We start from the raw sequence: 24246 nt of genomic DNA, 5'->3' as shown, positions 1-24246 counted from the left end.
TAATATTAAATGTGCGTGACAAAGGTAATGCATAAGTTTTATCATCCTTTTTATAATTAATAACAAAAACGACACGTTTGTTTTTATGGCACGCATATTGATTTAACTGGTTATAATACAAATAAATATATATGCCATGTGTAAGCGAATATTAGTATTGGATGATGACTTAGCGATATTGAACGCTATACGTGATGTGCTTGAATTTAGCGGTTATGAGGTGCATACCCAACCCAGGGGAGACCATGTATTTGAGAATATAGAACAATACCACCCTGATTTGATATTGCTGGATGTAATGCTGGCTGATATGGACGGGCGTGAGATATGCCAAAATATTAAAGAGGAAGAAAAAACCGGAAATATACCGGTGATATTAATTTCGGCAACCCATGATTTGGATGATTGCATTAAACAAAAGGGCGGTCCGGATGATTTTTTGGCCAAACCTTTTGATATTAATAGTTTGCTGAATAAAATTGAAATGCAATTAGCGGCCTGATAAATTAACCTTGTATTAATATTGTAAAGCGTAACATTGGGGTTTATTAACCCTGTTACCATAATGCACAAACTGGCGTTTATTTTATTGATGATATCTGGAATAGTTCAACATATTTCGGCGCAAAGCATTCCTAACCTCAACAAGCTTAAAATAGTGATGATACGCCATGGCGAGAAGCCTGTACCTGGTGACAACCTTAATTGCATGGGTTTGAACAGAGCGATGCTTTTACCGCCCGTTATTACCGGAAAATTTGGAGTACCCGATTTTGTTTATGTGCCCCAAATTGCTATGGCTGAGCAAACGCTGCATTCAAGGCCATTCCAAACGCTGATCCCTTTAGTGGGCAAGTATAACCTTAAAGTGAACAGCCAACACCTGACAAGAAATTTTGAGGAAATAGCTACCGACTTGAAAAGCAAAACCGGCACCATACTGTTATGCTGGGAACACAAAGCCATACCCTACATAGCCCAGGCATTGGGTGTAAAATTAGATAGTTTGCTTTGGCCCGATGATGATTATGATAGTATTTGGATTGTAACCTTTGTGAATGGTAAAGCTGTATTGACCAAGGATAAAGAGGGTTTGAAACCATCGGCAGATTGTGGGTTTTAAAGGCTGGCACTAATTATTTCCAATTAAGGCTAATTACACGAATTACTCTTTTTGCCTCATAAAAGATTTGACAAAATCAAAAAATTATCAAATCTAACTCCAATTGAATACCGAAGATTTGTTATCTTAGTTATTGTGATTATTATCTCAATACTCATATCTCAAATGTCTAAATATGTGGAAATGCCCTTTATGCGAGCTTGAATTTACGCGTAGCAACCAGGTGCACTCGTGCCATGACAGGGAGCTTGCCGATTTTTTGAATGGCAAGAGTTTGCATACGCTGGAGTTGTTTGATAGCCTTGCAAATGAGTTTGACCATATTGATGAGAATATTGTAATCCACCCTACCAAAAGCATGATCAGTTTTAGGCTCAATAAGCGTTTTGCTTACGTGATACAGTTAGGTAAAAATTTTATTGATGTGGTATTGCCCTTTAAGCAGGCTTATGAGGATAATCTGTGTTTTAATAAGATCAAATTAGTACCGGGCAGCGATGATTATAACCATCACCTGCGCCTTTATTTTAAGGAGGACATTAATGATGAAGTGCGCGGGTTTATGCGGCTGGCTTATTTGAATGGGGTTTAGTTGCATCGTTTAGAAAGAACACACCCCTCCACCCTCTCAAGAGGGGAATCGCACGAGGCTAATGCTTTTTAAAATTTAGATTTTCGCTTCCTTAATGCAATAGCTATTCCTAAAACGGTTAAAATTACTGCTGCTGCATAAACCCAGATCAGTTAAATGGCGGTTGTAAATGTGCCGGTTCATTTGCGCCCATTAAAATTAAGCTATCCCAATAATAGGGCAGGTACATGGCATCGAATGTTTGACTTGTGTTGAGCCAGTTGAGTTTGGCATTATGGAGGGCTGTGCCGCTGCTTTGGTTTAGGGTTAGATAGTGGTAAAAGCTGGCGGTTATATCGGATACGGCATCATCGTTCACGTTCCATAGGCTGACTATGGTTGCTGGTGTGCCTATCCGCTAAAACCACGTGACAGGCTGATGATACGTTCGCCCTGCGCGAACAGGCCGTCGCCGGTACCACAGGCGCCGAGCACGATGAGATCGCGCGGCAGCGTATTATAACAAAAAGGAGTTTGTGAATGCCGAGAAGCTGTTGGAGAAAGAATATGCGGCCCATCCGGAGAATAGTTTGGTAGCTTATTATTACGCCATTACTCTGATTGAAGACAAGCAGGAACCACGGGCCCGCTTTATTTTAGAAAAACTATACAAAGGCGAATCGGCATTTAATATAACGCGGCTTATTACATCGCGTTAAGCTATATTAAACAGAAGGATAAGGAGAATTGTAAGAAGTGGTTGAAAGTTATTCCTAACGGTAATTCAAATTCGGCGAAGGCTACGGAATTATTGGCTAAGCTGTAATTTGATTGATAGAAACAAGTCGCGATTGCCCCCTAAACTTGTCGCTTTTGCACATGTGAGCGTACATGCCATAACTGTACTTTTGGATAAACTAAAACAGAAAACTTATGGCAACTCAAATTTTTGTGAACCTACCGGTTAAAAACCTGAACAGGTCGATAGAATTTTTCACCAAACTTGGTTATACTTTTAACCCCAAATTTACCGACGAGAAAGCAACCTGTATGATCATCAGCGATACGATTTATATCATGCTGCTGACAGAAACTTTTTTTCAGACTTTCACCGAAAAGAAAATTGTAAATGCCCACGAAGCTGTAGAATGCGCTATCTGCATATCTTGCGATAGTAAAGATGCCGTTAACGAAATGGTAAACAAAGCAGAAGCAGCAGGCGCCACTATACCTAACCCGGCAACCGACTACGGCTTTATGTATCAACATAGCTTTGCTGACCTTGACGGCCATCACTGGGAATTTATGTGGATGGACCCAAACGGTATGCCTGAGCAACAAGCCTAATAATCGGGGGCAAGCATTATCCGGCTAAAGAGATCAAGTTAAAAAGTTAACACTTAACATCCTTCTTCTTTTTGCCAAGTGTGCCTTTGCTTATCGCTTTGGCTATGTATTCGGCGGCATCGGGTGTTTTACACGCGGTGCCACCTTTATCTACCATAACCGGGCCTATATCTTTAGCGGCTTGTATGGCTTCTGCATTTAAAGACGCTACATACGAGCCTACGCAGATGATAAAAGTATTCATAGTATAGCGTACTCTGTTTGGCGATGAATGAATAGTTTTAACTACCCTTTGCATCAGGCTTTTTAGCGACGGTATATCGAGTTCGCTATCCGGCTGATGGGATACCCAATTAGCCAGCGTTGACCATCCAGCGGCAACGATACCCTCATCAGAGGAATCGATCCACTCCAGTGCCAGTTCAAAACCATGTTTACCTCCGGTGGCAACCCAGGGCACGGTGTATTCGATGATGTTTTGAGACGTAGCCTGACCTATCCAGTTTTGCAGATCGGCTTTACTCATTTGCTCATCATCGGCTATTAAGCCCGCCAGGTACATGGCATCGGCATTGCCGGTAGCGTACAGATCTTTGGCCAGTTGGTAATCCTTTTTTATCTTTTTTTGGATGGGTTTGAGGTGCTCTACCTTCACACCAAAAAAGGGCTCTTTTACGCCGTGTTTTACCAGTATTTTTTTTATGCCTTCGTTGCCGTGGGCTTCCAGATAGGTCATGATCTCTTGTACTGTCATTGCAATTGCCGGTTTACCTTTATCTAATTAAAATTATAAATAAAGCTTGGATTTTAACCTGTCTGATGAATAAAAATACATGCCCAAATAATGCGATTTTCATTGAATAACATGCCAACATAGCATAATGGCGGGCGATGATATTATTGATAATTTAGATCAGAATGCAAAGGTTCCGTTTATAAACCAGGAGCCCCTAAATTAATATTCATGAAGATCAAATCGTTAACCCGCATAGGCCTGCTTTGCATCATAGCGGCAAGTACACTAGCATTTAGTAAATATGCCGAAGGCTGGCAATCAAAATTAGTTACGCTAAACGCGGATGGCACACTAACTTACCACCCCGATGAACAGGGTAACACCTTGCCCGATTTTAGCAGGGTTGGTTATCATGAGGGTGATAGAGAGATTCCGACCGTGTCTATAGTGAAAACAGTTGAGGCACCCAAAGATGGAAGCGGGCAGCAATTAATACAAGATGCGATAAACGAAGTGGCCAAACTTAAACCTGATGCCAATGGTTTTAGAGGCGCTATCCTGTTAAAGAAAGGTACTTATAAAGTTGCCGATAGTTTACGTATCAGCACCAGCGGCATTGTGTTACGCGGCGAAGGATCGGGTAAAGATGGTACGGTTATTATTGCCACGGGCGCTGTACAACGCACTTTGCTGCATGTGGCCGGTAATACAGCGATACACGAAGTTAGCGGCAGCAGGATGCAAATTACGGATGAATTTGTACCGGTGGGCGCAAAATCGTTCAATGTGCAATCTGCAGCGGGGTACAAGGTTGGTGATAAGATCATTTTGCTTAGGCCGAGCCCGGAGAGCTGGATCCACGATTTAAAAATGGACCAGATAGTAGCCCGCCCCGGTACCAAACAATGGAAACCCGGTGAGTACGACCTTCATTACGAACGTGTGATAACCCGGATTGAGGGCAACAAAATTTACATGGATAACCCTGTTGTGATGCAGATGGAGGCACAATATGGTGGGGGCGCAATTTATAAATACAATTTCCCCGGAAGGATAAAAGAGGTTGGCGTTGAGGATATCCGCTTTGAATCGGAATATGCCAATAACGTGGACGAAAACCACGGATGGATAGCTGTAGCTGTTCGCAATGTAGAAAATGGCTGGGTGCGCAATGTGGCTTCGCGGTATTTTGGGTACGCTTGCGTGAGTACCGAAACGGGGTCGAAAAACATTACGGTTACTGGTTGCGTTTGCACGGATGCGAAATCGCAAATTACGGGTGGCAGACGGTATTCATTTAATAATACCGGACAGCTAAATTTATTTATGAATTGCCATGCCGAAGATGGCAGGCATGATTATGTTACGGGAGCGAAAGTTTGCGGCCCTAACGTTTTTTACAACAGCACGGCTAAAAATACCCATGCCGATATTGGCCCCCACCACCGTTGGGCCAGCGGTACGCTGTATGACAATATTGTTAGCGATGGCGAGATCAACATACAAGACCGTGGTAATATGGGCAGCGGACATGGCTGGAGTGGCGTAACGCAGATATTATGGAACTGCACGGTATCAAAGGCGGCGGTGCAAAAACCCTGGGTTAGCGGCCAGAATTATGCTATTGGCCTGCATGGCGGTAAAGACCCCGGGCATTTTAAAGACCGTATGGATGGTTATTGGGAAGGTCAGAATAAAAAAGGGCTGGAATTAACATCGTTATACATGGCTCAATTTAAGGCAAGGCATTTGAAGTAAGGATTTGGTTATTAGAGTTATTATGGTAACTTTTTAATAATTAAGATATTGCGTATATTTGTGTTATCGTTTATTGATTCAATGGTTCATTAGTCATTAGTGCTTTTATAAATTTAAATACCCATGTTTTGTTATTGGAGTTATTTGGGTTAGTCGTAGAAAAGCGCCTATCGCTTATATAGAATGTTACTTTTTTTTCCGCAAAAAAAGCAACCAAAAAAACTCTCGGCTGCGCCTACTTCTGTGAGAGGGTGTGGTGAAAGTTAGGACGGTACTACCCGAACCAGCCAATGCCGAAAAGAGAGGTGAAGTTCTGTCAGCGCTTTATAATCGTTTACTTATCCACCAGTTTCATGCCTGCTTCGGTGTAGCGGGGGCCGGTGTTGGGGTGTTTTTTCAAGACATCTTCTATGGCTGCAAAGTCGGATTGATTTAGTTCGACATCTACCGCGCCGGCATTCTCTTTGAGGTACTTGGTTTTTTTGGTGCCAGGAATGGGGATAATACCCTCGCCTTGTGCCAGTACCCAGGCTAAGGCCAGTTGTGCCGGGGTGCAGCCTTTATCGGCGGCAAGTTTTGCAAAGTCTTCAACCAGTTTGTTATTGTTCTCTAAATACTCGCCCTGAAAACGGGGAATGGTATGCCGGAAGTCATTTGACTTTAGCTCATTTGCATCGGTTGGTAAGGTGGCGGTTACCAATCCACGCGAAAGCGGACTAAAAGGTATAAAGCCAATACCCAATTCGCTACAAGTTGGGATGATCTTATCTTCGGGATCGCGGGTAAGCAAGGAGTATTCGCTTTGCAGAGCGGCTATGGGGTGAACCTTGCAAGCCTTGTGCAACGTTTCTGCAGAAGCTTCGGATAAGCCCAGGTAACGCACTTTGCCTTCTTTTACCAATTGGGCCATGCCGCCAATCATTTCTTCGAGCGGAATGTTTGGGTCAACGCGGTGAGCGTAGTATAAGTCGATCACATCTACCTTTAATCGCTTTAAGCTGGCTTCAACGGCTTTTTTCGCGTAAGCGGGCGAGGCATCAAAAGAGCGATCATAGGTTCCATTCTCGAGGAAGCCAAATTTGGTTGCTATAAATACTTTGGAACGGTTTGGGGCCAACACTTTCGAGATCAGCTCTTCGTTGGTATGCGGGCCGTAAATATCGGCGGTATCCCAAAAGTTGATGCCTAAATCGAGCGCGAGGTTGAGTACTTTGATAGATTCATCGTCGTTACGATCGCCATAAGCGTGCGTCATGCCCATGCAACCTAAACCTATTGCAGATAGTTTTTCGCCGGTGTTGCCTAATTCCCTGTATTTCATAATAGCGGTATGTTTTAAAGGAACAACACGCAAGCCGGTATCCGGTTTGCGTGTTATTTGAATATTACTCGATAATGAATGATGCCAAGCTCACAAATTGCTGTATGCGGGCTTTTACATCATCGGCGGTAAGACCTTTTAAACGCTCGGTGCCAAATTTTTCAACACAAAACGATGCCAATGCCGAACCATAGATGATGGCGTTCTTCATGTTGTGGAAGTTAACCTCGCCTGCTTTTGCCATGTAGCCAATAAAGCCACCGGCAAACGTATCGCCAGCGCCGGTTGGGTCAAATACTTCGGCCAACGGTAAGGCTGGGGCCGAGAAGATGAGATCCTTATGGAACAGTAATGCACCGTGTTCACCTTTTTTAATGATGAGATATTCAGGGCCCATAGCCAATATTTTTTGGGCGGCCTTAACCAATGAGTATTCGCCGGATAGCTGACGTGCCTCGGCATCGTTAATAGTTAATACATCAACCATGCTGATGGTCTTCAGCAGATCGTCCATGGCAATATCCATCCAAAAGTTCATGGTGTCCATTACGATGAGTTTAGGACGCTTATTTAAACGATTGATTACCGTTTGCTGAATTTGCGGGGTTAGGTTACCCAACATCAGGTATTCGCAATCCTGGTAACTTTCAGGAATGATAGGATCAAAATCGGCCAGAACATTAAGCTCGGTTATCAGGGTATCACGGCTGTTCATGTCGTTATGGTACTTTCCCGACCAGAAGAATGATTTTTCGCCTTGCTTAACTTGTAAACCTTCTGTGCTAATATGGTGATTATTAAAGTCTTTAATTTCTGAAGCTGGAAAATCATCGCCCACAACGGCTACAATTTTAACCTGATCATAGAAGTATGAAGCGGCTAAACTTGCGTACGTAGCAGCGCCGCCAACAATTTTATCTGTTTTGCCAAAAGGCGTTTCAATGGCGTCAAATGCCACAGTACCAATAACTAATAAACTCATTTAAGAAATATTTTAATTTTTTTTGTACAAATATTGTGAAATTAGATGGATAATCATACTTTTGCACCACTCCAAACCGGAAAACACTCCTGAGTAGCTCAGCTGGTTAGAGCATCTGACTGTTAATCAGAGGGTCCCTGGTTCGAGTCCAGGCTCAGGAGCTTGAAAATCAATGAATTAACCCAACTCTGGCGAGTTGGGTTTTTTTATTCTCACACATTTCTCACACAATTAGCGCAAAGAATGAGTAAAAATACATTTTGCCTGAAAATGAATTAACACATTAATTCCCTTAAATCAATAAGTTTTGAAGTGATAATGAGGGCAATTGATATGATTTGACGAGTAAATATCCGATGCTAAAAACTAAACCATTAATTTTGATGTTTAAATCTTCTACTTAGTCATAGCCAAATTGGAAAATTTATTAACCAAATATTCTGAAACAGATTTGCAAGAGTTTAAAACAATCATATTGGATAAACTGCAAACAGCCCAGGGGGAATTGGGAACTCTTACCCAATCGCTAAGCTCTACCAACGTTAACGGGACGGATGACACTTCCGGGACTTATAAGACATTGGAGGACGGTTCTGCAACGATGGAGAAAGAGCAAACAAATCAATTAGCCGCACGTCAGCAAAAATTTATAGAGCAATTGCAAGCCGCCTTAGTTCGGATTGAAAATAAGACTTATGGCATTTGCAGGGAAACTGGTAAACTGATCCCCAAGGAACGATTGCGTGCAGTCCCTCACACCACTATGTGTATGGAAGCAAAATTAAAGCAATAAGATTTGATGTTTAGGTGATATATGATATAACACACCCTAAATCATTCCGCTGTTTTTTTTCTTTCGCCAGCATATATTAAATTTGCTATTCTACATCTACCAATATGCAGCACCTAAAAGAATTTCTTATCCGTTTGCAAACGTTTAACCTACGAATAATTCCACAGGATATAAACTTTTATGAAAATTTTGAGCATGGTAAGACACAGCGGATGGATGCCTATGATATAACCGAGGAAACGCAGTATTATAATTCCTTTTCCTACAAAAGTGAACTGCGTATACTGAAAGACATGGCTTTTATTGACTTGCTAACCTTAGATGTAACGCAAATGGGGCTTCAATTGGAACAATTGCATAAGGTAGCAGAAAGGTTTAAGCAGCTCTGGAATAATTGGCATGATAATCACAAGGAATGGACACAAGATTATAAAAGTCATTATATATTTACCATTCAGCTCGACACACTTTTTATCGTAAAGAATTTACAAAGCGACAGTTCCGGTATTGCGATTTCGGGGCAGTTCGTAGAAGATTTGGGCGATTCCCTTAAACTTCGGGAGATGTTTTTAAAGGAACTGATTGGCGATATTGAAAAACGTTTAGCACCGCCTAAGCCCACCTTTGCTGAATTTCTCCATTCCAAAATGCCCGAACCAATGACGAATAAACCAGCCGAGGCGGGAGTTGCAGGAGAACCAATAGAAGAACAGATAGAAGCCCAAGAGGTAGCAAAACCAATCGGCCACTATCCAACCTTTATCGCAGGTACAACCGCCCAACTCTACCATATCCTCAAAGACTATTTCATACCGGAAGATCATGCCAGGTTGGAAAAACTATTGCTTGAAGATGAAACGCCAGACCCCCCGTTGGTGTTCCGGGGCCAGGCTAATCAACTGGCTGATGCCTTCAAACAACTGTTTGATGCGAGAATGATCGTCAGTTGCCGGATGATCGATCTGCAAAAATGGATAGCCCCGAAGTTCAAGTATATTAATAATCAATCTGAAGTTAGGAACTTATCGGACGATTATTTGTCCGGGTTAATGTCAGAACACTCCCGCCCTTGCAAATCTCCTATCCTGCAAATCGAACAAAAGGAGGATAAATTTCTCATCCTACCTGCTCCCAGGAATAAAAAATAACACATTATTGCAAAAAAATGAGGGGGTAGCAGTGGGGTTACTGTTTACCCACTTGTAACCCAGCAAAACAAGCCACTACTATTGCACAACAAACCAAAATGATGTGCAATGGAAATAATAACATTTGACAAATTACCCGAGGCGGTAACCCTGCTACTTGAAAAAGTCAGCAACATTGAAGCCCTGTTAACCGGACAGCACTTACAACAACCGGAACAGGATGAGCCGCTAAATATTATAAAAGCGGCAAAGTTCTTAGACCTTGCTGTACCCACTGTTTACAGTAAGGTCAGCCGCAAAGAGATACCTGTAAACAAACAGGGCAAGCGGCTCTATTTCTACAAATCCGAATTAGAAGAATGGATCAGGCAAGGCCGGAAGCATACCACTAACGAGCTTCGGGAAAGCATTGCTTTGCCGCGCCGTTCCATCACTAAACGCCGGAGTAAGTCCTGATTTCAGGCAATATAAATTTCTGGAAAATGCAATTGTATTAGCTGCCTTGCAATGCCTTTGGCATTGCAAGGCAGCAGCGGCCGAGCCGCTGAGGGCGCATCGAAGATGCGCATAACAGTAGCTCCGAACCGCGAAGCGGTTTCTACGCTTTTTGGGGAGCCAGCTATGTTTTGGCTATGCCAAAACTCGCTGGCCCCCACTCATGCTATCGCATTCGGGGGGATTTTTTAAGAGTTGGATAAGACAAATAAATACATATAAAGCTATACCTATATATGGAAAAGGAAACACAAACAGGCAAGCCGGAAGTCAAAACAGGCCGCCCTGCCAAACAGCACAAGCGGCGGCAGATCGCCGCCGCGATGTGTACCCCACTGGAGAAAAAGCTCATTGAGGTCAATGCTAAAAGAGCGGGTATGACCGTATCGGAGTTTCTCCGGGAACTGGGTTTGAAAACCAGGATACAGGTCAAAGTCAGGACACTGCCTAAAGAGGTTTTGCAGTTCACGGGGAGGCTCAATAATGTGGCATCCAATATGAACCAACTGGCACGCAAGCGCAACAGTGGTGATGAACTGAACGCTTTGGAAAGAGCATTACTTAACCAGGGTGTGAGGGAGATACATGGTTTAGTATTGGATATTAAAGCTTATGTCAAATGATCGGCAAAATCGTAACCGGAAAAAGTTTTAGCGGCTGCCTGAAATATCTGCATGAGGGGCGTAGGCAGGAAACTGAAGAATTGCAAAAACTGGAAGAAGCGAAGAAGCAGGCCGAGGTCATTCACTATAATGAATGTTTTGGCACCAAGAAAGAACTGATCCGGCAGTTCATCGAGGTCAGCCAGCTAAACCAAAAAGTGGGCAAGCCTGTGTTCCATGCCAGTATCAGTTTTCACCCCGATGATTACGGCAGACTAACCCGGCAGGATCAAATTGACATCGCGCAGGCACTGGCTAAGGAGTTTGATTTTGCAGACAAACAATTTGTAGCCATCACACATGCGGATACGGGGCATGAGCACATGCATGTTGTCGCCAACCGGATCGGATACGAGGGGCCGACAGCCAGTGACAGCAACAGTTATAAACGCATGGCGGCCTGGTGCAGAAAGATGGAGCTGCAATATCAGCTAACCCAGGTATTAAGCCCGAACAAGTTTTTAAAGCCCGAACAAAGGGTAGCACAAAGCCAGCGCATTGACAAACGAAAGGAACGGCTGAAAGAAACATTAGTATGGGCTATCGGCAAATCCGGTAGTGTTGCCGAAGTCAAGGTCCAAATGGAAAAGCAGGGTTACAAAGTCGAGCTGGGCAGGGGCATCGCTTTTATTGATGAACAAATGGTACGGTTTAAGGGCAGCCAGGTCGGATACAGTTTAGCAGATATTGAGAAAACACTGAAAGCGCAACAATTAATCAGTCAACAGCAACAACAGCAGCAGATACGTGAACAAAAGCGGCAAGAAGAGTTGGCAAAAGAACAAACGGAGCAACACAGGTATTCCGGGGGAATATCACGGTAATAAGGAGAGAATTATAAAATATAATTGATAAACCACCACTAACAATTTAAGATTATGGAAAGCAAGGAAATTGGAATTGATGAAATGACCCTTAAAGAAATGCTTGAAGAAATATTTAAGCAGGAAGAAAAGGTACTGGCATTTATGAAAATGCAGGAAGCTAAACTGGAAGAAAAAGACAATACCTTAGCAGAGATGTCAAAACAAACCCTCACACTGGTGAATAGTTTTGAAAGCAAGTATGCCAAGATTGAGGTTAAAGCATCGCAACCCGATCTATCCGGCATTAAAGGCGAGATTAATACTGGTTTATTGACCATTAGCCGGGTTATTGAAAAAGGGCCGAAGCCTGTTGTCAGGCAATTGCGGCTTACCTTATTTCCCGAACAGGTTAGAAGCCCGGAATATTACAGGATCATGCTTACCAGGGCAATATGGGGAATATTGGGTTTAGTTTTTCTTATCATTTGTTACACACTAATCAGCAAGCACATGGATTTGTCAGCGAAAATGAGATAACAAATTAAGCTTAGTGAAATCCAATGTTTTAAATTAAAAAAGCCATTGCGTATGCAATGGCTTTAATATTCAAGTATAATTATTAGGGGGAAAATTATAATTTCTCAACTTCTTCAACAGAAAGGCCAGTAATATTAGCTATTAGGCTAATTTCCAAACCGCTCTTTTTCATTTTCAATGCTGTTTCTTTTATTCCTTCTTCCCGGCCTTTAGCCTCACCCCGGCGGAAAAACGGGTCTTTTTCTTCTTTAAAGAATTTTGTTATCGCTTCCATAGCTTCATCAAATTGTGTTTCTAAGTTACGCAATTGCACTAACATCCGCAACTGGTTAAAATAACGATCTTCTGCCAAATCGCTCCCTGCAAAAGATTTTACTTCCTGCAATATGCTCTTAATAGCTAAAACCGCGCCGTCTTGCTCAAAGTTAGCTAAAATTGCTAATATCTTTTCTTCCGGCCTGTCAGATTTTAGAAAGATTTTATAGTCTATGGCAGATAACGCCATTAGGTGATATTTGAAGTGAAAATCTTCTGATTGGATACTTTGGGGCATCCTGGATTTTCCCATTCCAATGAAAATAACATACTGCTTTACATCCAGGCGGTATTTTCGTTGAAGCATGATACTGTACTCCGCCATCCGGTAAGCCATGTCCATATCATTTTTGGCCTGATATTCCATGTGTAGCACATAAATTTTACCAGTATTATCAGTAACCTTCTTTAACAGATCAGGGCGGCGTTCTTTCGTATGTTGTACATCGTCCGGTAATTCTTCACTACTTACGATATGCAAACCAAGTAAATGTTCCATAATTCCAGGGAGGGCAGCTTCCATATTCTCCCGGAAAATTTTGTCATATTGGTTGGTTTGATTGTTCTGCTTTCGCTTTGCCATCTTTCAAAATTAAAAATTCTCTGCTAAATCCATCACATACCATTGATTTACAAACACAAGATTGGTACATTAGCTTAATGTACCACAGGCAGGTCTATTATGGTAACCAAATGCACAGCTACGGGAAAAGTCATTTTTTCTTCCTTACTGGAAGCCCGGCTGGTCATGTTCAATCTCAAATGGGGTTATAGAAAACACAAAGATATAAATGGTAAACGCATCAAACACCGTCAGGGCAAACCTGCCCAAAGGCGGGGTTATTATTGTATTCACTGCGGCGGATACCATTTAACCAAATGGAAAGCCAATGAATTTAACTCTTATAACAATAGAGAAGAAGCAGGGTTAATTGAACAATACTTATCTGTATAGTTAGCAGAGCGTTAATTATTTCTTTAACAATGCGTTTTTTTCTTTTTCAGTCTGAAGTAAACGCTCGTAAAGCTTTTTATTTTCTTCAAAAAGTTCAAGCAGTTTATCCAAAGGATTAAAATTGCAAGTATTATGAGTACCAACAGGCCCTTGATTATGTGAACCCTCGTAATTATTCTGTATGTTATAAATCACCGCTTCGTCGCTGTAGTTCTTTATAGCTTCGGCTGAAACGCCTAATACCCCGGCAACTTTTGCTAATACATCATCCTCAATAGTTTCGCTTTGCTCCATACGTGATACTGTTTGCTGACTTACCCCTAATTCGGCGGCCATTGTCTCCTGTTTAATCCCGCGCAATTCTCGAATACGGCTTATTTTTCGCCCTATATGGTTATTGGATGGTTTAGCTGCTGTTTCCATATCTCCAAATATACAAAGTTTTCCTGTTGGTAAAAATAACGAGTAAACGAGTAAAATACACATGATTTGGGTTTTATACGCAATTGCCTTTCCTGAAATTTGGCTAATCACCAAGCAAATCAAGCATGAAAGTAACGATCAATACCATCAACTTTTATAACAACGTAGTTATCATAAATCATGTACATGATAACAAGACGTTTGCTAACAACGATAACCTCACTATCAATAAAATGGATGAGGACGATTTAAGCGATATAACCCCGCACATTGTCGTCAATGACAACGAAAACCATCCCCTGATTGCCGAGTTAGAGGGGCGTATATTACAAAGCGAGAACGAGAAAAAGGAGTTATTAGAGCAGCTTAACGAAAAAAAAGCAACTAAGAATTTACGAGGTTGACCAAGAAACCCCTTATTAATTTAACCAAGTGATGAAACTTAATAGATAAAGTATGGAAACTAATTCTACAGACCCCCATGTTCCGATAATAGACACTTTTAAAGCTACGATGTCTGGTGTAGACATCTGCATTCTATACAGCTTGATGGTCAAACGTATATCTAAAGGATACAATACCGCAGAGGTGTCTTTTTTGATGGGCTATCCCGACGACTATATTAAACTAAAAGAGCAATTAACGTCTATTTATGACGTAATCGAAATAAACCATTACGTTCATGCACTTGAAGAAAAGTCCTTTAATGGAATAATATTTAATGAACTTAATAACCAGGAACCGGCAGAGTACCGAATTGTCAGAACCACCTATACAGAACTGATACGCCATGATATGTACCAAGCCAACGATGATTTATCGGAAGAATTACTTTTTAGTCTGATAGAAGAAAATCTCTCTCATACAAGATATAGCAGTTCAGATGAACGAACGGCTAAAGAAGCCGCCGGAATATTACAAATCCTATTCGATGGTTATCTTTTCTTAGAACCATGCACACCCTTAGAGCTTTATAAGCGATTTAGAGGAATATCTGGTTCAAATATACTTGATCCCCGGTATGTACAAGCTGCCCTAATGGATTTGCTCAAACAAAAGGGGTATCCGAGGTTAAAACGAATCAATTGTAAGGATGGCTGTATGTATATAAAGGTATTGGCTAAGGTTTAATCACATCAAAAAGTAATAATCATGGAAAAAGAAGATTTGAAGCAAATAGCTAACTTGATTGCTGATAAGGTACAGGTAGAAAAAATATATTGTCTTAACTACGCAGATGTTGATACGCATCACCTGATCATTTTACTCCCGGCAAGTAATGGAAAGAAATTTACAGAGTTAGAGCCGTTTGTGAAAATGGCAACGAACGCAAATAAGGGCATAAGCTTCACACTTTATCAAACAAGTGAAGTTAGGTCAGCTTTAAAATCAGGCAATTTATTCTTTCATATCGCTTGTGTTGACCAAAACCTACTTTACAATAAAGAAAATAGCCCAGGTTTACCGTTACCTAAAGCTAATGAGTTGTTGGTTTGGAAAAATGAAGCTAATGTTCAGTTTAAGGACGGAGTTGGAAAAGCGACTCCTTTTTTGGAGGGTGCGAATTTTTATAGTGAGAAGAACGAACCGGGCTTAACAGTGTTTATGCTTCATCAGTTTATCGAGTTGACTTACAGAGCAATTGAATTAGCTATCCTTGCAAAAGAAAAAAAGACCCATAGTATCAGCATTCACCAATCGTTTATAATTCCGTTTATACCTCAACTTGGTGTATTATTTCCTGCTGATACAATAGAGGAAAAGGAAATTCTTAAAACGATTAACAACGCCTATTCTGCTGTACGATACGAGCAAAATCACAAGGTGAATGAAAATTTTATAGCAACATTGTTTCACCGGGCTTATTTGCTGCAAAAGAGGTCAGCAACAATAATTGATGATTTGAGTGCGCTGCTTGATGCAAAGGAAGCGGAAGCCCTGTCATTTGAAAATGATAAAACTGATGTAGCAGTTGCAAATCTAAATTTGCAACTGCCCGGTGTATGCACAAATGAGCAGACAGGTCAATTTTTTAATGCTTCCCGTAAACTCAAAGAGGTAATCTTTTTAATCATTGAAAATATAGCACCGGATCAAATTTACGTTTTCGGGAACACTATTTTTCAATCGGTCAGATCTCATCTGTTTAACCACGGGAAAAATGATGAAAAAAACACTTTACATTATGATCTTTTGGCAATTAGTTCCCTGTCAAATCCTTATTCCAATAATATTCAAAGCATAGTGAACGAGGTGGATGGTATCAGAGTTAATCTATATATCCACGCAAAGGAAGAGGTTATCAAAAAAATCGAGAATCAGAACAAGTTCTTTGTTACTGTAATTGGAAACGGCCAAATCGTATATTCAAAAATCAACCTTTTTAACAAGGTGACTATCTCCGAAAATTGCGATGAAATTAGTCGCAACCAAACAATAGCTTACTCAACAAGAAGAATATTTCGGGCTACAGCCATTTTAAAGGCGGTAGAGCTTATAAAGGATGATGTATTTGAAGTAACCTTGTCTTTGTTGGCACAAAGTATTGAACAAGCATGCTTAGGGCTTATATATAACTTCTTAGGATACTATCCCAATCTTTATAGTTTACCCCACTTACTAAACTTATGTAAGATATTTTGGCCCGATAGTGAAGATTTCTTTCCTATGCAAACACCCGATGACAGGAGATTACTCGCGTTATTATCTCAAAGCTATTCAGAACTCCGTTACACGATAGGCAAGCCAATTGAGCCGGACGATTTAAACGAAGTTTATGCAAGGTCTTACAGTTTTGTTATACGGTCAGAAAAACTCTATTTGGATACGTTGACGGAATTTGAAGTTGAGGACTATAATGCCGTAAGCTAAAACGAAAAATCAGCCCACTTTATAGTTGCTAAAATTTATAAAATGTTCAACAATGAAAACGAATAGAACCAACATAATTAACATTCCATTGGAGTTTAAGATAGCTTGCTTAGTTCAATGTTTTGACGAGCGAGCGGTTTTACAAACATTTATTGACCATATATCATTTTATACAGAATTAAGTAAGGACTATTCAAAAGGATATAGAGAGGCTACAGATGCGTTAAGCGAATATATTTTACCTAACTCACGAGGGCAGCCATCAAAAGCTTTCGCTAAAAGCAGGGAACTTTGTTCCCAGTGCATTTTAGGAATTTTAAAGATTGGCTTTCAAAAAGGCAATTTCAAAAAAAAGCAAAATAAAAGTCAACCATTAATAAAAACCCTTTTTAAGGCGATGGAAAAGGTTTACAGTACAGACAAATTGTACTTGGATGAAGATAGGGTTATTTATTTGAATGAAGATTTTCAACTCTTGTGTGAACTTCATAATCACTACCCCAGTGAATACCTGGAATACTTCATGTCTAAAATCGATCTTGCAGATCACACAACCTGTGCAGGTTTGAATAAAGTTACCATGAATAGTTCAATGGCTTTTTTCGCTATGCTTATGAATGGTTCAATTGATGCTAACGTACATAATCCTACTAAACCTGCAACACCGTTAGAAATAGAATTTATAGATAAAATCCAGCAGTTTCATGCAAAGGTGTTTATCATAAGAAGCTTTGCAAAGCGCAAGTCTGCCTACCATCAGTTCTTTTTAGAATATTACAATCAAACCAACAAACCCAATAATTAATATTATGGAGTTAGATATTAAAATCGACCTGCCCGAAGATTTTCGCATGTTGTGTGAAATATTTTCTATCCAACCTCAGTCTATTGTTCAATTAATAGTAAATCAAATTTCTTTCCCTCATTTTTACACCCATTCAAATGATAAAGGTAAATGGGCAACCCTTATATTATTGGATTATTTAGATGATGAGGATCATTTGGATGAAAAGGAAAGAGAATTTACCGAGTACTATCTTGAAAAATTTTCAAGTTCTGTCGAAAATATTAAGGAAACCGACTCTGCTAAAGCAGAAGATGCAGCGCGTGAAATAATTAGAGAATGGCATAAAGCAGTTAGCAAGGAAAGAGCGAAGTACCTATTAGATAACTTACCTTCAGAAGAATAGCTGATTATTCTGTTAGGGATAGCTTATCTTTCCATATTTATTTTTAGCAATGTTATATTTTCAAAACATAATATTATATTGCGCTACAAATGTAAGCAACCTGCTTACTTGTGATAAGGTTTAGGTGAAAAAGCTGGGTGCGATGCTTGGCTTTTTCTTTTAGTTCGCTGATTTTCTTTTAGTTCCCGGTTTTCTTTTTAAGCAAAATCGTTGTAATATTCCACAACATATATTATATTGCCCACCTAATCCTTATTATCATAATAATGGCGCATATCAAAAACCTGAACGAGTTTCATAAGGCTATCGTAAGTGTGAAAAAAGCAGCCCATGTTATGCGGCACGAGTTGGAACGCCGGGAGGAATGGTATGCAGGTAAAGACCACTATTATAAACTTAGCAAAAAAGGACAGGAATGGCCGAAGCATCTTTTTGAAGTTCGGCAAGTCGTTGAAGCTGTCGACGAATTGGAATTTGTAGGTAAAAAGTTCAATATTCATTTCGGAGAGATTGTACTCACAAAAACAAATTCTCATTTATAATCTTATTTCTATAGGTCATGCTTTTAGTACTAATTAAAAAAAACAGTCTTTATAATTAATCACATTGGATGAAAATTAATGATCTGCTTGAACGAAACTTAAATCCGGCAACCCTCACACAGGAAGCCCCGGAAATAACGCACCTACCGCATGTAAAGCCACAACAAACGATTATTGAGGCTTATCACCTGATGAAAGCCCACAATACAGACTCCTTGCGTGTTTATGACGGTCAAAAGTTCATCGGAATTGTTACCCTATCTAAAATTATGGACAGGCTGGTAAAAATCGTTGGTGAAAACAAGCAAAATTACCAAAGGGCAATTCATGATTTAAGGAACCCACTGTTTAACTTACAAGGATTGGTTAATTTACTGATTGAAACTACAGAAACACAGGAAAACCTTGATCTTTTACACCTCTGTAACCTGTCCTGCAAACATGGGCGGGATATACTCGAAGATTTGCTTTATGTCGAGATTGACGAAAATAAGCCCCTAAGCCTTGTACAAACCGAATTGAATTATTTTTATGGCCAATGCGTTAAAGAACAAATCGGCTTGGCCTTACTTAAAGACATTAAGATCATAACCGAACTGTCGACCGAACCGGTAATCAGGAGCATAGACCGTAGCCATTTGAAAAGAGCGGTACAAAATGTAATTTCTAATGCGGTTAAATTTTCCTATCCTCAGAGTGTAGTTAAAATTAGCAGCAAAATTGAAGACGAAAAATTGATATTAAAAATTGTGGATGCGGGCGTTGGTATACCGGAACATCTGCAACCTGAAGTATTTAATAAGTTTACCAAAGCCCAACGGCCGGGAACCGGAGGAGAAGCGTCAACAGGTCTGGGCTTGTGTTTTTCCAGGCAATGTATCGAGCAGCATAACGGCGCGATCTATTTTAAAAGCACCGAGGGCAAAGGGACTAAGTTTTATATAGCTATGTGATTGACAAAATGATAGCCTCTACATATCCGGGTTTTGATGAATCTTTGGCTTCAATAAAAAAATTCAAATCTTCCGGTGATCTTTTTAGTATCATGCTTACGGATGGCCGTATCATACACCATACCGCGAAAGATGTTGTTTCATTTAAAAAGTGGTTACTTGATAACGGTATTGAAGATATTGGAAAAACGGTCGTTTAATTAGCTTAGACGGTGGATATAGTCAATATCCTGTTCATTAATCGATCTTTAATTTCCTTATGCCAATAAGGATGCTCTACTCAAAGGTTAACAAACCTACGTTTTGTTGTGGTATGGCACAACATCTTTGATATTATATTAGTCCATTTTTCCTAATCATTTAAAACAAGAATGATTAGCGATTTAGATAAGGGCATATTAATACAATTTGGAAAGAAACTTAAGTTTTTTAGACAATCTAAAAATCTGACCTATCGCAAAATGGCTTTGTTATGCAATGTAGAATATGCCGACATCCAACGTTATGAAACTGGAAAAGTTAATATCACGCTCCTTTCCCTTGCTGAATTGGCAAAAGCGCTTGAAATTGAACCTAAAGACTTATTAGATTTTACTCAATTATAAATATTGCTTTTTGAACTTGCAGTATTAGAATTAACAACAAAGTAATTTAGACATTACCTGGGTTAAATTATTTAAGGTATTTTTACGATATTCCCTATTGGATAATCATGAAAAGAACCATATTGATCTTTTGTTTGTTTTTTTTAGGTTGTTCAACCACAAAAACCGTCGTGACCGAAGAATCTGTAATAAACCAGCATCCTAAACCAATAAAGGTATTGGTATTGGCTATTGGACAAAGGGATATACTATTCTCACTTTAATAGATGCTAACAACAATTACTTTGTTATAACAGCAAAGCGAAACGATCTCCTAAAAGTCGGTGATGAATATCGGCCATAAGCTAATTTATGTGCCTGGAAAATATTAAACGGGTTGAAGTAACAACGATTCGATTACACTATACAGGTTCAACAGGTCAAATGGCTTAGAAAGGCAAGCGTCTGCACCGGCTTCTTTTGCCAGGGTTTGTGCATCTGAACTGGCCGTAAAAAAAATGATTGGAATATGTTGCAACTCTTTTTCCAGTTTGATCCGTTGCGTGGTGGCTACACCACCTAAATCAGGGATGTTATTATCCATCATAATAATAGCAGGCTGTATCGTTTTTATTTTTTCTACCGCATCATTACTGTTAAGGCTGCAAAGTACTTCCCATCCCTTTTCTTCCAGTATATATCGGATGATCGAGGAAATGTCCTTATCGTCATCAAAAACCAGTATCCGCTTAGTCATTTTGAATAATTTAAATTTTAAAAAATATTTTAAACGTACTGCCTTTACCGGCCTCGCTTTCTACCTCTATTTTGCCCCCTGAAGCATCTACTATCTTCTTGACCAGATAAAGGCCCACACCCTGGCCCTCCACATCGTTATTGATCCGCTGATACATTTTAAAAATAAAATCTATCCGGTCTTTTTCTACGCCAATGCCGTTATCTTTTACGGTCAGCAGAATAAAGCCTTCTTCTTTTTTTGTACTGATTGTAATATCAGGATTCCTGTCAGTGGGACAAAATTTGATAGCATTGGTGATCAGATTTAATATAATGCTTCTTAAATACTTTTTAGAAAACTTAACTTCTTTTTCCTGGAAATCAACCGAAAAATTCGCCCCGGCTAATTTTATCCTTTCGGATATGATCTCTGTTATTTCTTTAAAAGTATCAATAAAACTTTCCGGTTCGCTGTCTTCCAGCATTTCTGCATCGATCAATCCAATTTTGCCTAAATCATTGATAACGGTTTTGAAATTTGTAATGGCGTTATTCATCATCACTGATAAATTGATCACGTCCGGATCCTGGCTGTCAATTTTTTTGTTCAGTATCTTTAAAACCATTTCAATATTCAATATCGGAGCATTGAGGTCATGTGATGCGCCGTAGACAAAATTATTCAGATCGGCGTTTATCCGTAGCAAACTTTTGTTGCTTTTATCGAAGTTTTTATTGCTGATATCCAGGTCGTGAAGTAATTTCTTTAATTCCGTAATATCATAAAAACTAATAATCGCACCGTCCCCCGTTTTGCTTTCTTTCCTGATATAAGGCATGGTCATGACCTGGTACACTTTTCCATCTGATGCCTCGGCCTCCCTGGTAATCGTTTTCCCGTCAATCATCACCTGTTTAACATCATCTATGAGTGTTTCAAATTTAATATTGGTCGTAATATTGCTTAAAGGACGGCCAATATCGCTGTCTCGTCCTGGTATAGCTTGTCACTAGGACAAGAAAATGAAAGCAATTGCAGGAAAGAAAAAGAAAGTAGCGTCGGTGATACGACGTAAGCCATTTGACAAGGTCGAAGAACAGACCAAAATAAAGATTGTTGAAGAGATAAAAACGGGGATGATCAGTTGCCTTGGGGCAAGCCGGAAATACCGGGTTCCAAGAAATACCATCAAAGCATGGGCAGGTAAGCTTAATTTGACTACTTTGCTGAATGCGGACAACACTTCATCGCTTCCAGGGATGACTCAAAGTCAAGAATCAAAATTACTCATCAAAAAGATACATGAGCTTACTAAGGCATTAGAGCTGTCTCAATTAAAGAACGTTGCCTTGGAAACGATGATTGAGGTAGCAGAAAGTGACCTACATATCAAGATTCGAAAAAAGCGTGGTACCAAACAGTCTTAAGAATGCGGCAAAAGCGGCCAGAATATACACTGGTAGCTATTTGTGCACTGTTTGGTATAAGCCGTCAGGCTTACTATTTAGCTCATCATAAGGCTGCAAGGACAAGCATTGCACATATGATTGTATTGACATTGGTTGGTGAGTTCCGTGCTGCTGTTCCTATGCTTGGAACCAGAAAACTATTACATATGCTCATTCCGGAGATGGAAAAGCACGATATAAAGATGGGACGTGACTCGCTGTATGATCTGTTACGTTTTCATGGATTATTGATCCGCAGGAGAAGGCGAATGGTTAAAACAACGGATTCCCATCACTGGTTAAGAAAGTATCCTAACCTGATTACGCATCTTTCATTGTCAGGACCGGAGCAGCTCTGGGTGAGCGACATCACCTATATCCGTACGCTGGAAGGCTTCAGTTACCTGAGCCTGATTACGGATGCCTATTCCAGGAAGATCGTTGGATATGCCCTGCATCCCAGCCTGGAAGCAGTTGGTTGCATCGCAGCCCTGGAAATGGCAGTAGAGAATAGAAAGCGGATATCACCATTTATTCTGATCCACCATTCTGATCGGGGAATCCAATATTGCTCTCAAAACTATACGGCCATCCTGAACCAGGATAGAATTGCCATTAGTATGACCCAAAGCGGCAGTCCCTATGAAAATGCACTTGCCGAGCGAGTTAACGGAATTATCAAGAATGAGTTCTTCCCTAAAAAAGTCTATCAGAATCACAAAGAGGCAAAGAAAAGTATCGCAGTCATCATCGGCCATTACAACGGGAGGCGCCCTCATGCGAGCCTAAATTACCATACGCCGGATCAAGCACATGGTATGTCCGGTGAAATCAAAAAGCGTTGGAAGGGATACCCTCGACCAAAAAAAGGAAAGGAGGAAAATCAGGTTACCAACATTTGACACCGTACTGGTAAAAAGAAAAAAAGAAGCAAAAAAAGAAAAACGCATTAGGATATGGAAAACTGAAGGAGTTTCCCACATCCTAACACGATAATAATAACAATAAGAGGTAAGCTTTCAGCTAGGAAGAAAAAAGAAAAGCGTACCCTTGTAAAGTAAAATCAGGACTATAGAATTATAGTGTAAACTGATTCCAGTATTACTACTCAAAAACGACAAGTAAAACCAGGACGAGACACGCTATCCCGGACATTAATATGTTTGACCGCACCTGGTGAATACTTTTTGAGCATGATGTCATGGTCAACAAACAACTGACCATTCAAGTTACTGCGGAAATAATTGTTGAGGTCATCGTTTGATTCGGTCAATTCGGCATTAGTCAGTTGATGTTCTTTATTGATGGTTTGTAATTCCTCGTTCACAGATTGCAATTCCTCATTAGTGCTTTGCATTTCTTCATTAGCGGATTGCATTTCCTCGTTGGCAGACTGCAACTCTTCGTTAAAGGATTGCATATTTTCATTAGTTGACTCAACCCGTTCATTAGCCTCAGCGAGATTATATTTTGATTCGGCAAGTTCATGTTCCAGATTGATAACATGCTCTTTGGTAAGCTCATTTATGTCGATGCTCTTAATAATATTCTTTTCTACTGACTTAATTAGATTTTCAGAAAACAAGATCAGCAATATTTGTTTTTCTGATCTTTCTATAAAAAAAGGAGAGATCAGGACATTAACCGAACTATCTTTTAAAATGGGTATGCCTTCAAAGTTTACATCGCTCAATAAAACTTTTTCATTCAACTTCAATGCTTTATGTGCCGCCGCCTTAAAAGCGATTGAAAAGTCTTCCGGCAGTAATTCAATCAAATCATGATTGAAGTTTTCACTTTTCAGATAAATCGAGGTATTACCAAATGACTGGATAACCATTAAATTTTCATCGGTACAAACACCGCTAAACCCGGATTCTTTCAATATGGCCAGATTGATCTGATCGGCTAAAGCTGATTTAGAAACAGGAAGGTCGGATTTCTTAT

Annotated in this window: 32 protein-coding genes, 1 tRNA gene and 1 pseudogene; 25 read left to right on the top strand and 9 right to left on the bottom strand. The window is 40.1% G+C overall.

From position 1 onward, the window contains the following. The first annotated feature begins 136 nt into the window (after window positions 1–136). From ABIN91_RS19515 to ABIN91_RS19505, 3 genes are all read left to right on the top strand, one after another. Window positions 137–502: a response regulator gene (locus ABIN91_RS19515; RefSeq protein ID WP_348053121.1), complete on the top strand. Its 366-nt coding sequence runs from the start codon at window positions 137–139 to the stop codon at window positions 500–502. Window positions 503–565: 63 nt separating this feature from the next. Then, entirely contained in the window at window positions 566–1123 is a 558-nt protein-coding gene (locus ABIN91_RS19510) for a histidine phosphatase family protein (protein WP_348053120.1), read from the top strand. A 175-nt stretch (window positions 1124–1298) separates the two neighbouring features. Next, entirely contained in the window at window positions 1299–1715 is a 417-nt protein-coding gene (locus tag ABIN91_RS19505) for a DUF5655 domain-containing protein (RefSeq protein WP_348053119.1), read from the top strand. A 148-nt stretch (window positions 1716–1863) separates the two neighbouring features. On the opposite strand, the gene ABIN91_RS19500 is transcribed toward ABIN91_RS19505, so the two are convergent. After that, window positions 1864–2109 carry a CHAT domain-containing protein gene (locus ABIN91_RS19500; RefSeq protein ID WP_348053124.1) on the bottom strand — a complete coding sequence of 82 codons (246 nt, stop codon included), beginning with the start codon at window positions 2107–2109 and terminating at the stop codon, window positions 1864–1866. A 121-nt stretch (window positions 2110–2230) separates the two neighbouring features. Here ABIN91_RS19500 and ABIN91_RS19495 point away from each other — a divergent pair, with 121 nt between their 5' ends. Beyond that, window positions 2231–2413 carry a hypothetical protein gene (locus tag ABIN91_RS19495; RefSeq protein WP_348053118.1) on the top strand — a complete coding sequence of 61 codons (183 nt, stop codon included), beginning with the start codon at window positions 2231–2233 and terminating at the stop codon, window positions 2411–2413. 214 nt (window positions 2414–2627) lie between these two features. Beyond that, a complete protein-coding gene (locus ABIN91_RS19490) occupies window positions 2628–3041 on the top strand; it encodes a VOC family protein (protein WP_348053117.1) in 414 nt (137 codons plus the stop codon). A 46-nt stretch (window positions 3042–3087) separates the two neighbouring features. On the opposite strand, the gene ABIN91_RS19485 is transcribed toward ABIN91_RS19490, so the two are convergent. Next, window positions 3088–3795 (bottom strand): DNA alkylation repair protein, encoded by a 708-nt coding sequence (locus ABIN91_RS19485; protein ID WP_348053116.1) that lies wholly within the window; start codon window positions 3793–3795, stop codon window positions 3088–3090. A gap of 210 nt (window positions 3796–4005) precedes the next feature. Here ABIN91_RS19485 and ABIN91_RS19480 point away from each other — a divergent pair, with 210 nt between their 5' ends. Continuing rightward, window positions 4006–5535 carry a hypothetical protein gene (locus tag ABIN91_RS19480; protein ID WP_348053115.1) on the top strand — a complete coding sequence of 510 codons (1530 nt, stop codon included), beginning with the start codon at window positions 4006–4008 and terminating at the stop codon, window positions 5533–5535. A gap of 334 nt (window positions 5536–5869) precedes the next feature. On the opposite strand, the gene ABIN91_RS19475 is transcribed toward ABIN91_RS19480, so the two are convergent. Further along, the gene (locus tag ABIN91_RS19475) at window positions 5870–6856 is read right to left on the bottom strand and encodes an aldo/keto reductase (protein ID WP_348053114.1); all 987 of its coding nucleotides are present in this window, start codon (window positions 6854–6856) and stop codon (window positions 5870–5872) included. A 64-nt stretch (window positions 6857–6920) separates the two neighbouring features. Beyond that, the gene (locus tag ABIN91_RS19470; protein ID WP_348053113.1) at window positions 6921–7838 is read right to left on the bottom strand and encodes a PfkB family carbohydrate kinase; all 918 of its coding nucleotides are present in this window, start codon (window positions 7836–7838) and stop codon (window positions 6921–6923) included. An 87-nt stretch (window positions 7839–7925) separates the two neighbouring features. Between ABIN91_RS19470 and ABIN91_RS19465 the strand changes: the two genes are divergently transcribed. The 7 genes from ABIN91_RS19465 to ABIN91_RS19435 all read left to right on the top strand — a co-directional run bounded on the left by ABIN91_RS19465 (window position 7926) and on the right by ABIN91_RS19435 (window position 12279). Further along, window positions 7926–7999 (top strand) — tRNA-Asn (locus tag ABIN91_RS19465). 254 nt (window positions 8000–8253) lie between these two features. Then, window positions 8254–8631 (top strand): TraR/DksA family transcriptional regulator, encoded by a 378-nt coding sequence (locus tag ABIN91_RS19460; protein WP_348053112.1) that lies wholly within the window; start codon window positions 8254–8256, stop codon window positions 8629–8631. A 104-nt stretch (window positions 8632–8735) separates the two neighbouring features. Continuing rightward, window positions 8736–9779 carry a hypothetical protein gene (locus tag ABIN91_RS19455; protein WP_348053111.1) on the top strand — a complete coding sequence of 348 codons (1044 nt, stop codon included), beginning with the start codon at window positions 8736–8738 and terminating at the stop codon, window positions 9777–9779. A 108-nt stretch (window positions 9780–9887) separates the two neighbouring features. After that, complete coding sequence (locus ABIN91_RS19450; RefSeq protein WP_348053110.1) at window positions 9888–10235, top strand: helix-turn-helix domain-containing protein; 348 nt, start codon at window positions 9888–9890, stop codon at window positions 10233–10235. Window positions 10236–10510: 275 nt separating this feature from the next. Further along, window positions 10511–10897: a hypothetical protein gene (locus ABIN91_RS19445; protein ID WP_348053109.1), complete on the top strand. Its 387-nt coding sequence runs from the start codon at window positions 10511–10513 to the stop codon at window positions 10895–10897. Then, window positions 10894–11760, top strand: a complete 867-nt coding sequence (locus ABIN91_RS19440; RefSeq protein WP_348053108.1) for a relaxase/mobilization nuclease domain-containing protein — start codon at window positions 10894–10896, stop codon at window positions 11758–11760. Before ABIN91_RS19445 ends, ABIN91_RS19440 begins: the two co-directional genes overlap by 4 nt. 54 nt (window positions 11761–11814) lie before the next feature. Continuing rightward, window positions 11815–12279: a hypothetical protein gene (locus tag ABIN91_RS19435; RefSeq protein ID WP_348053107.1), complete on the top strand. Its 465-nt coding sequence runs from the start codon at window positions 11815–11817 to the stop codon at window positions 12277–12279. A gap of 94 nt (window positions 12280–12373) precedes the next feature. On the opposite strand, the gene ABIN91_RS19430 is transcribed toward ABIN91_RS19435, so the two are convergent. Together ABIN91_RS19430 and ABIN91_RS19425 are read right to left on the bottom strand one after the other, a co-directional pair. Next, window positions 12374–13177, bottom strand: coding sequence for a hypothetical protein (locus tag ABIN91_RS19430; RefSeq protein WP_348053106.1), 804 nt, complete (start codon window positions 13175–13177; stop codon window positions 12374–12376). Window positions 13178–13564: 387 nt separating this feature from the next. Then, window positions 13565–13972, bottom strand: coding sequence for a helix-turn-helix transcriptional regulator (locus tag ABIN91_RS19425; protein WP_348053123.1), 408 nt, complete (start codon window positions 13970–13972; stop codon window positions 13565–13567). Window positions 13973–14097: 125 nt separating this feature from the next. On the opposite strand from ABIN91_RS19425, the gene ABIN91_RS19420 reads away from it, so the two are divergent. The 10 genes from ABIN91_RS19420 (at window position 14098) to ABIN91_RS19375 (ending at window position 20396) form a co-directional block, all read left to right on the top strand. Further along, window positions 14098–14376 (top strand): hypothetical protein, encoded by a 279-nt coding sequence (locus ABIN91_RS19420; protein WP_348053105.1) that lies wholly within the window; start codon window positions 14098–14100, stop codon window positions 14374–14376. A 52-nt stretch (window positions 14377–14428) separates the two neighbouring features. After that, a complete protein-coding gene (locus ABIN91_RS19415; RefSeq protein ID WP_348053104.1) occupies window positions 14429–15103 on the top strand; it encodes a hypothetical protein in 675 nt (224 codons plus the stop codon). A 21-nt stretch (window positions 15104–15124) separates the two neighbouring features. Next, window positions 15125–16843, top strand: coding sequence for a HEPN domain-containing protein (locus tag ABIN91_RS19410; protein WP_348053103.1), 1719 nt, complete (start codon window positions 15125–15127; stop codon window positions 16841–16843). Window positions 16844–16895: 52 nt separating this feature from the next. After that, complete coding sequence (locus ABIN91_RS19405) at window positions 16896–17648, top strand: hypothetical protein (protein ID WP_348053102.1); 753 nt, start codon at window positions 16896–16898, stop codon at window positions 17646–17648. 4 nt (window positions 17649–17652) lie between these two features. Then, window positions 17653–18033: a hypothetical protein gene (locus ABIN91_RS19400; RefSeq protein ID WP_348053101.1), complete on the top strand. Its 381-nt coding sequence runs from the start codon at window positions 17653–17655 to the stop codon at window positions 18031–18033. A gap of 266 nt (window positions 18034–18299) precedes the next feature. Further along, window positions 18300–18575 (top strand): hypothetical protein, encoded by a 276-nt coding sequence (locus tag ABIN91_RS19395; protein WP_348053100.1) that lies wholly within the window; start codon window positions 18300–18302, stop codon window positions 18573–18575. 68 nt (window positions 18576–18643) lie between these two features. Then, a complete protein-coding gene (locus ABIN91_RS19390; protein WP_348053099.1) occupies window positions 18644–19528 on the top strand; it encodes an ATP-binding protein in 885 nt (294 codons plus the stop codon). 8 nt (window positions 19529–19536) lie between these two features. Next, on the top strand, window positions 19537–19728 hold the full coding sequence (locus ABIN91_RS19385) for a hypothetical protein (RefSeq protein WP_348053098.1): 192 nt from the start codon (window positions 19537–19539) through the stop codon (window positions 19726–19728). Between the two features lie 171 nt (window positions 19729–19899). Next, the gene (locus ABIN91_RS19380; protein WP_348053097.1) at window positions 19900–20133 is read left to right on the top strand and encodes a helix-turn-helix transcriptional regulator; all 234 of its coding nucleotides are present in this window, start codon (window positions 19900–19902) and stop codon (window positions 20131–20133) included. Between the two features lie 107 nt (window positions 20134–20240). Continuing rightward, entirely contained in the window at window positions 20241–20396 is a 156-nt protein-coding gene (locus ABIN91_RS19375; protein WP_348053096.1) for a hypothetical protein, read from the top strand. 104 nt (window positions 20397–20500) lie between these two features. Here ABIN91_RS19375 and ABIN91_RS19370 read toward each other — a convergent pair whose 3' ends face one another. Continuing rightward, the gene (locus ABIN91_RS19370; protein ID WP_348053095.1) at window positions 20501–20869 is read right to left on the bottom strand and encodes a response regulator; all 369 of its coding nucleotides are present in this window, start codon (window positions 20867–20869) and stop codon (window positions 20501–20503) included. A 10-nt stretch (window positions 20870–20879) separates the two neighbouring features. Further along, window positions 20880–21830, bottom strand: coding sequence for an ATP-binding protein (locus ABIN91_RS19365; protein ID WP_348053122.1), 951 nt, complete (start codon window positions 21828–21830; stop codon window positions 20880–20882). 43 nt (window positions 21831–21873) lie between these two features. Here ABIN91_RS19365 and ABIN91_RS19360 point away from each other — a divergent pair, with 43 nt between their 5' ends. Both ABIN91_RS19360 and ABIN91_RS19355 read left to right on the top strand, forming a co-directional pair. Continuing rightward, window positions 21874–22278, top strand: coding sequence for a hypothetical protein (locus ABIN91_RS19360; RefSeq protein WP_348053094.1), 405 nt, complete (start codon window positions 21874–21876; stop codon window positions 22276–22278). Window positions 22279–22280: 2 nt separating this feature from the next. Next, entirely contained in the window at window positions 22281–23201 is a 921-nt protein-coding gene (locus ABIN91_RS19355; protein ID WP_348053093.1) for an IS3 family transposase, read from the top strand. Window positions 23202–23407: 206 nt separating this feature from the next. On the opposite strand, the pseudogene ABIN91_RS19350 reads toward ABIN91_RS19355, so the two are convergent. Then, window positions 23408–24246: pseudogene (locus ABIN91_RS19350) on the bottom strand (chemotaxis protein CheR); the annotation flags it as partial.

Origin of the sequence: Mucilaginibacter sp., from assembly GCF_039921305.1 — a bacterium.
GTDB lineage: Bacteria > Bacteroidota > Bacteroidia > Sphingobacteriales > Sphingobacteriaceae > Mucilaginibacter.
This window is presented reverse-complemented; position numbering and strand designations above follow the sequence as displayed.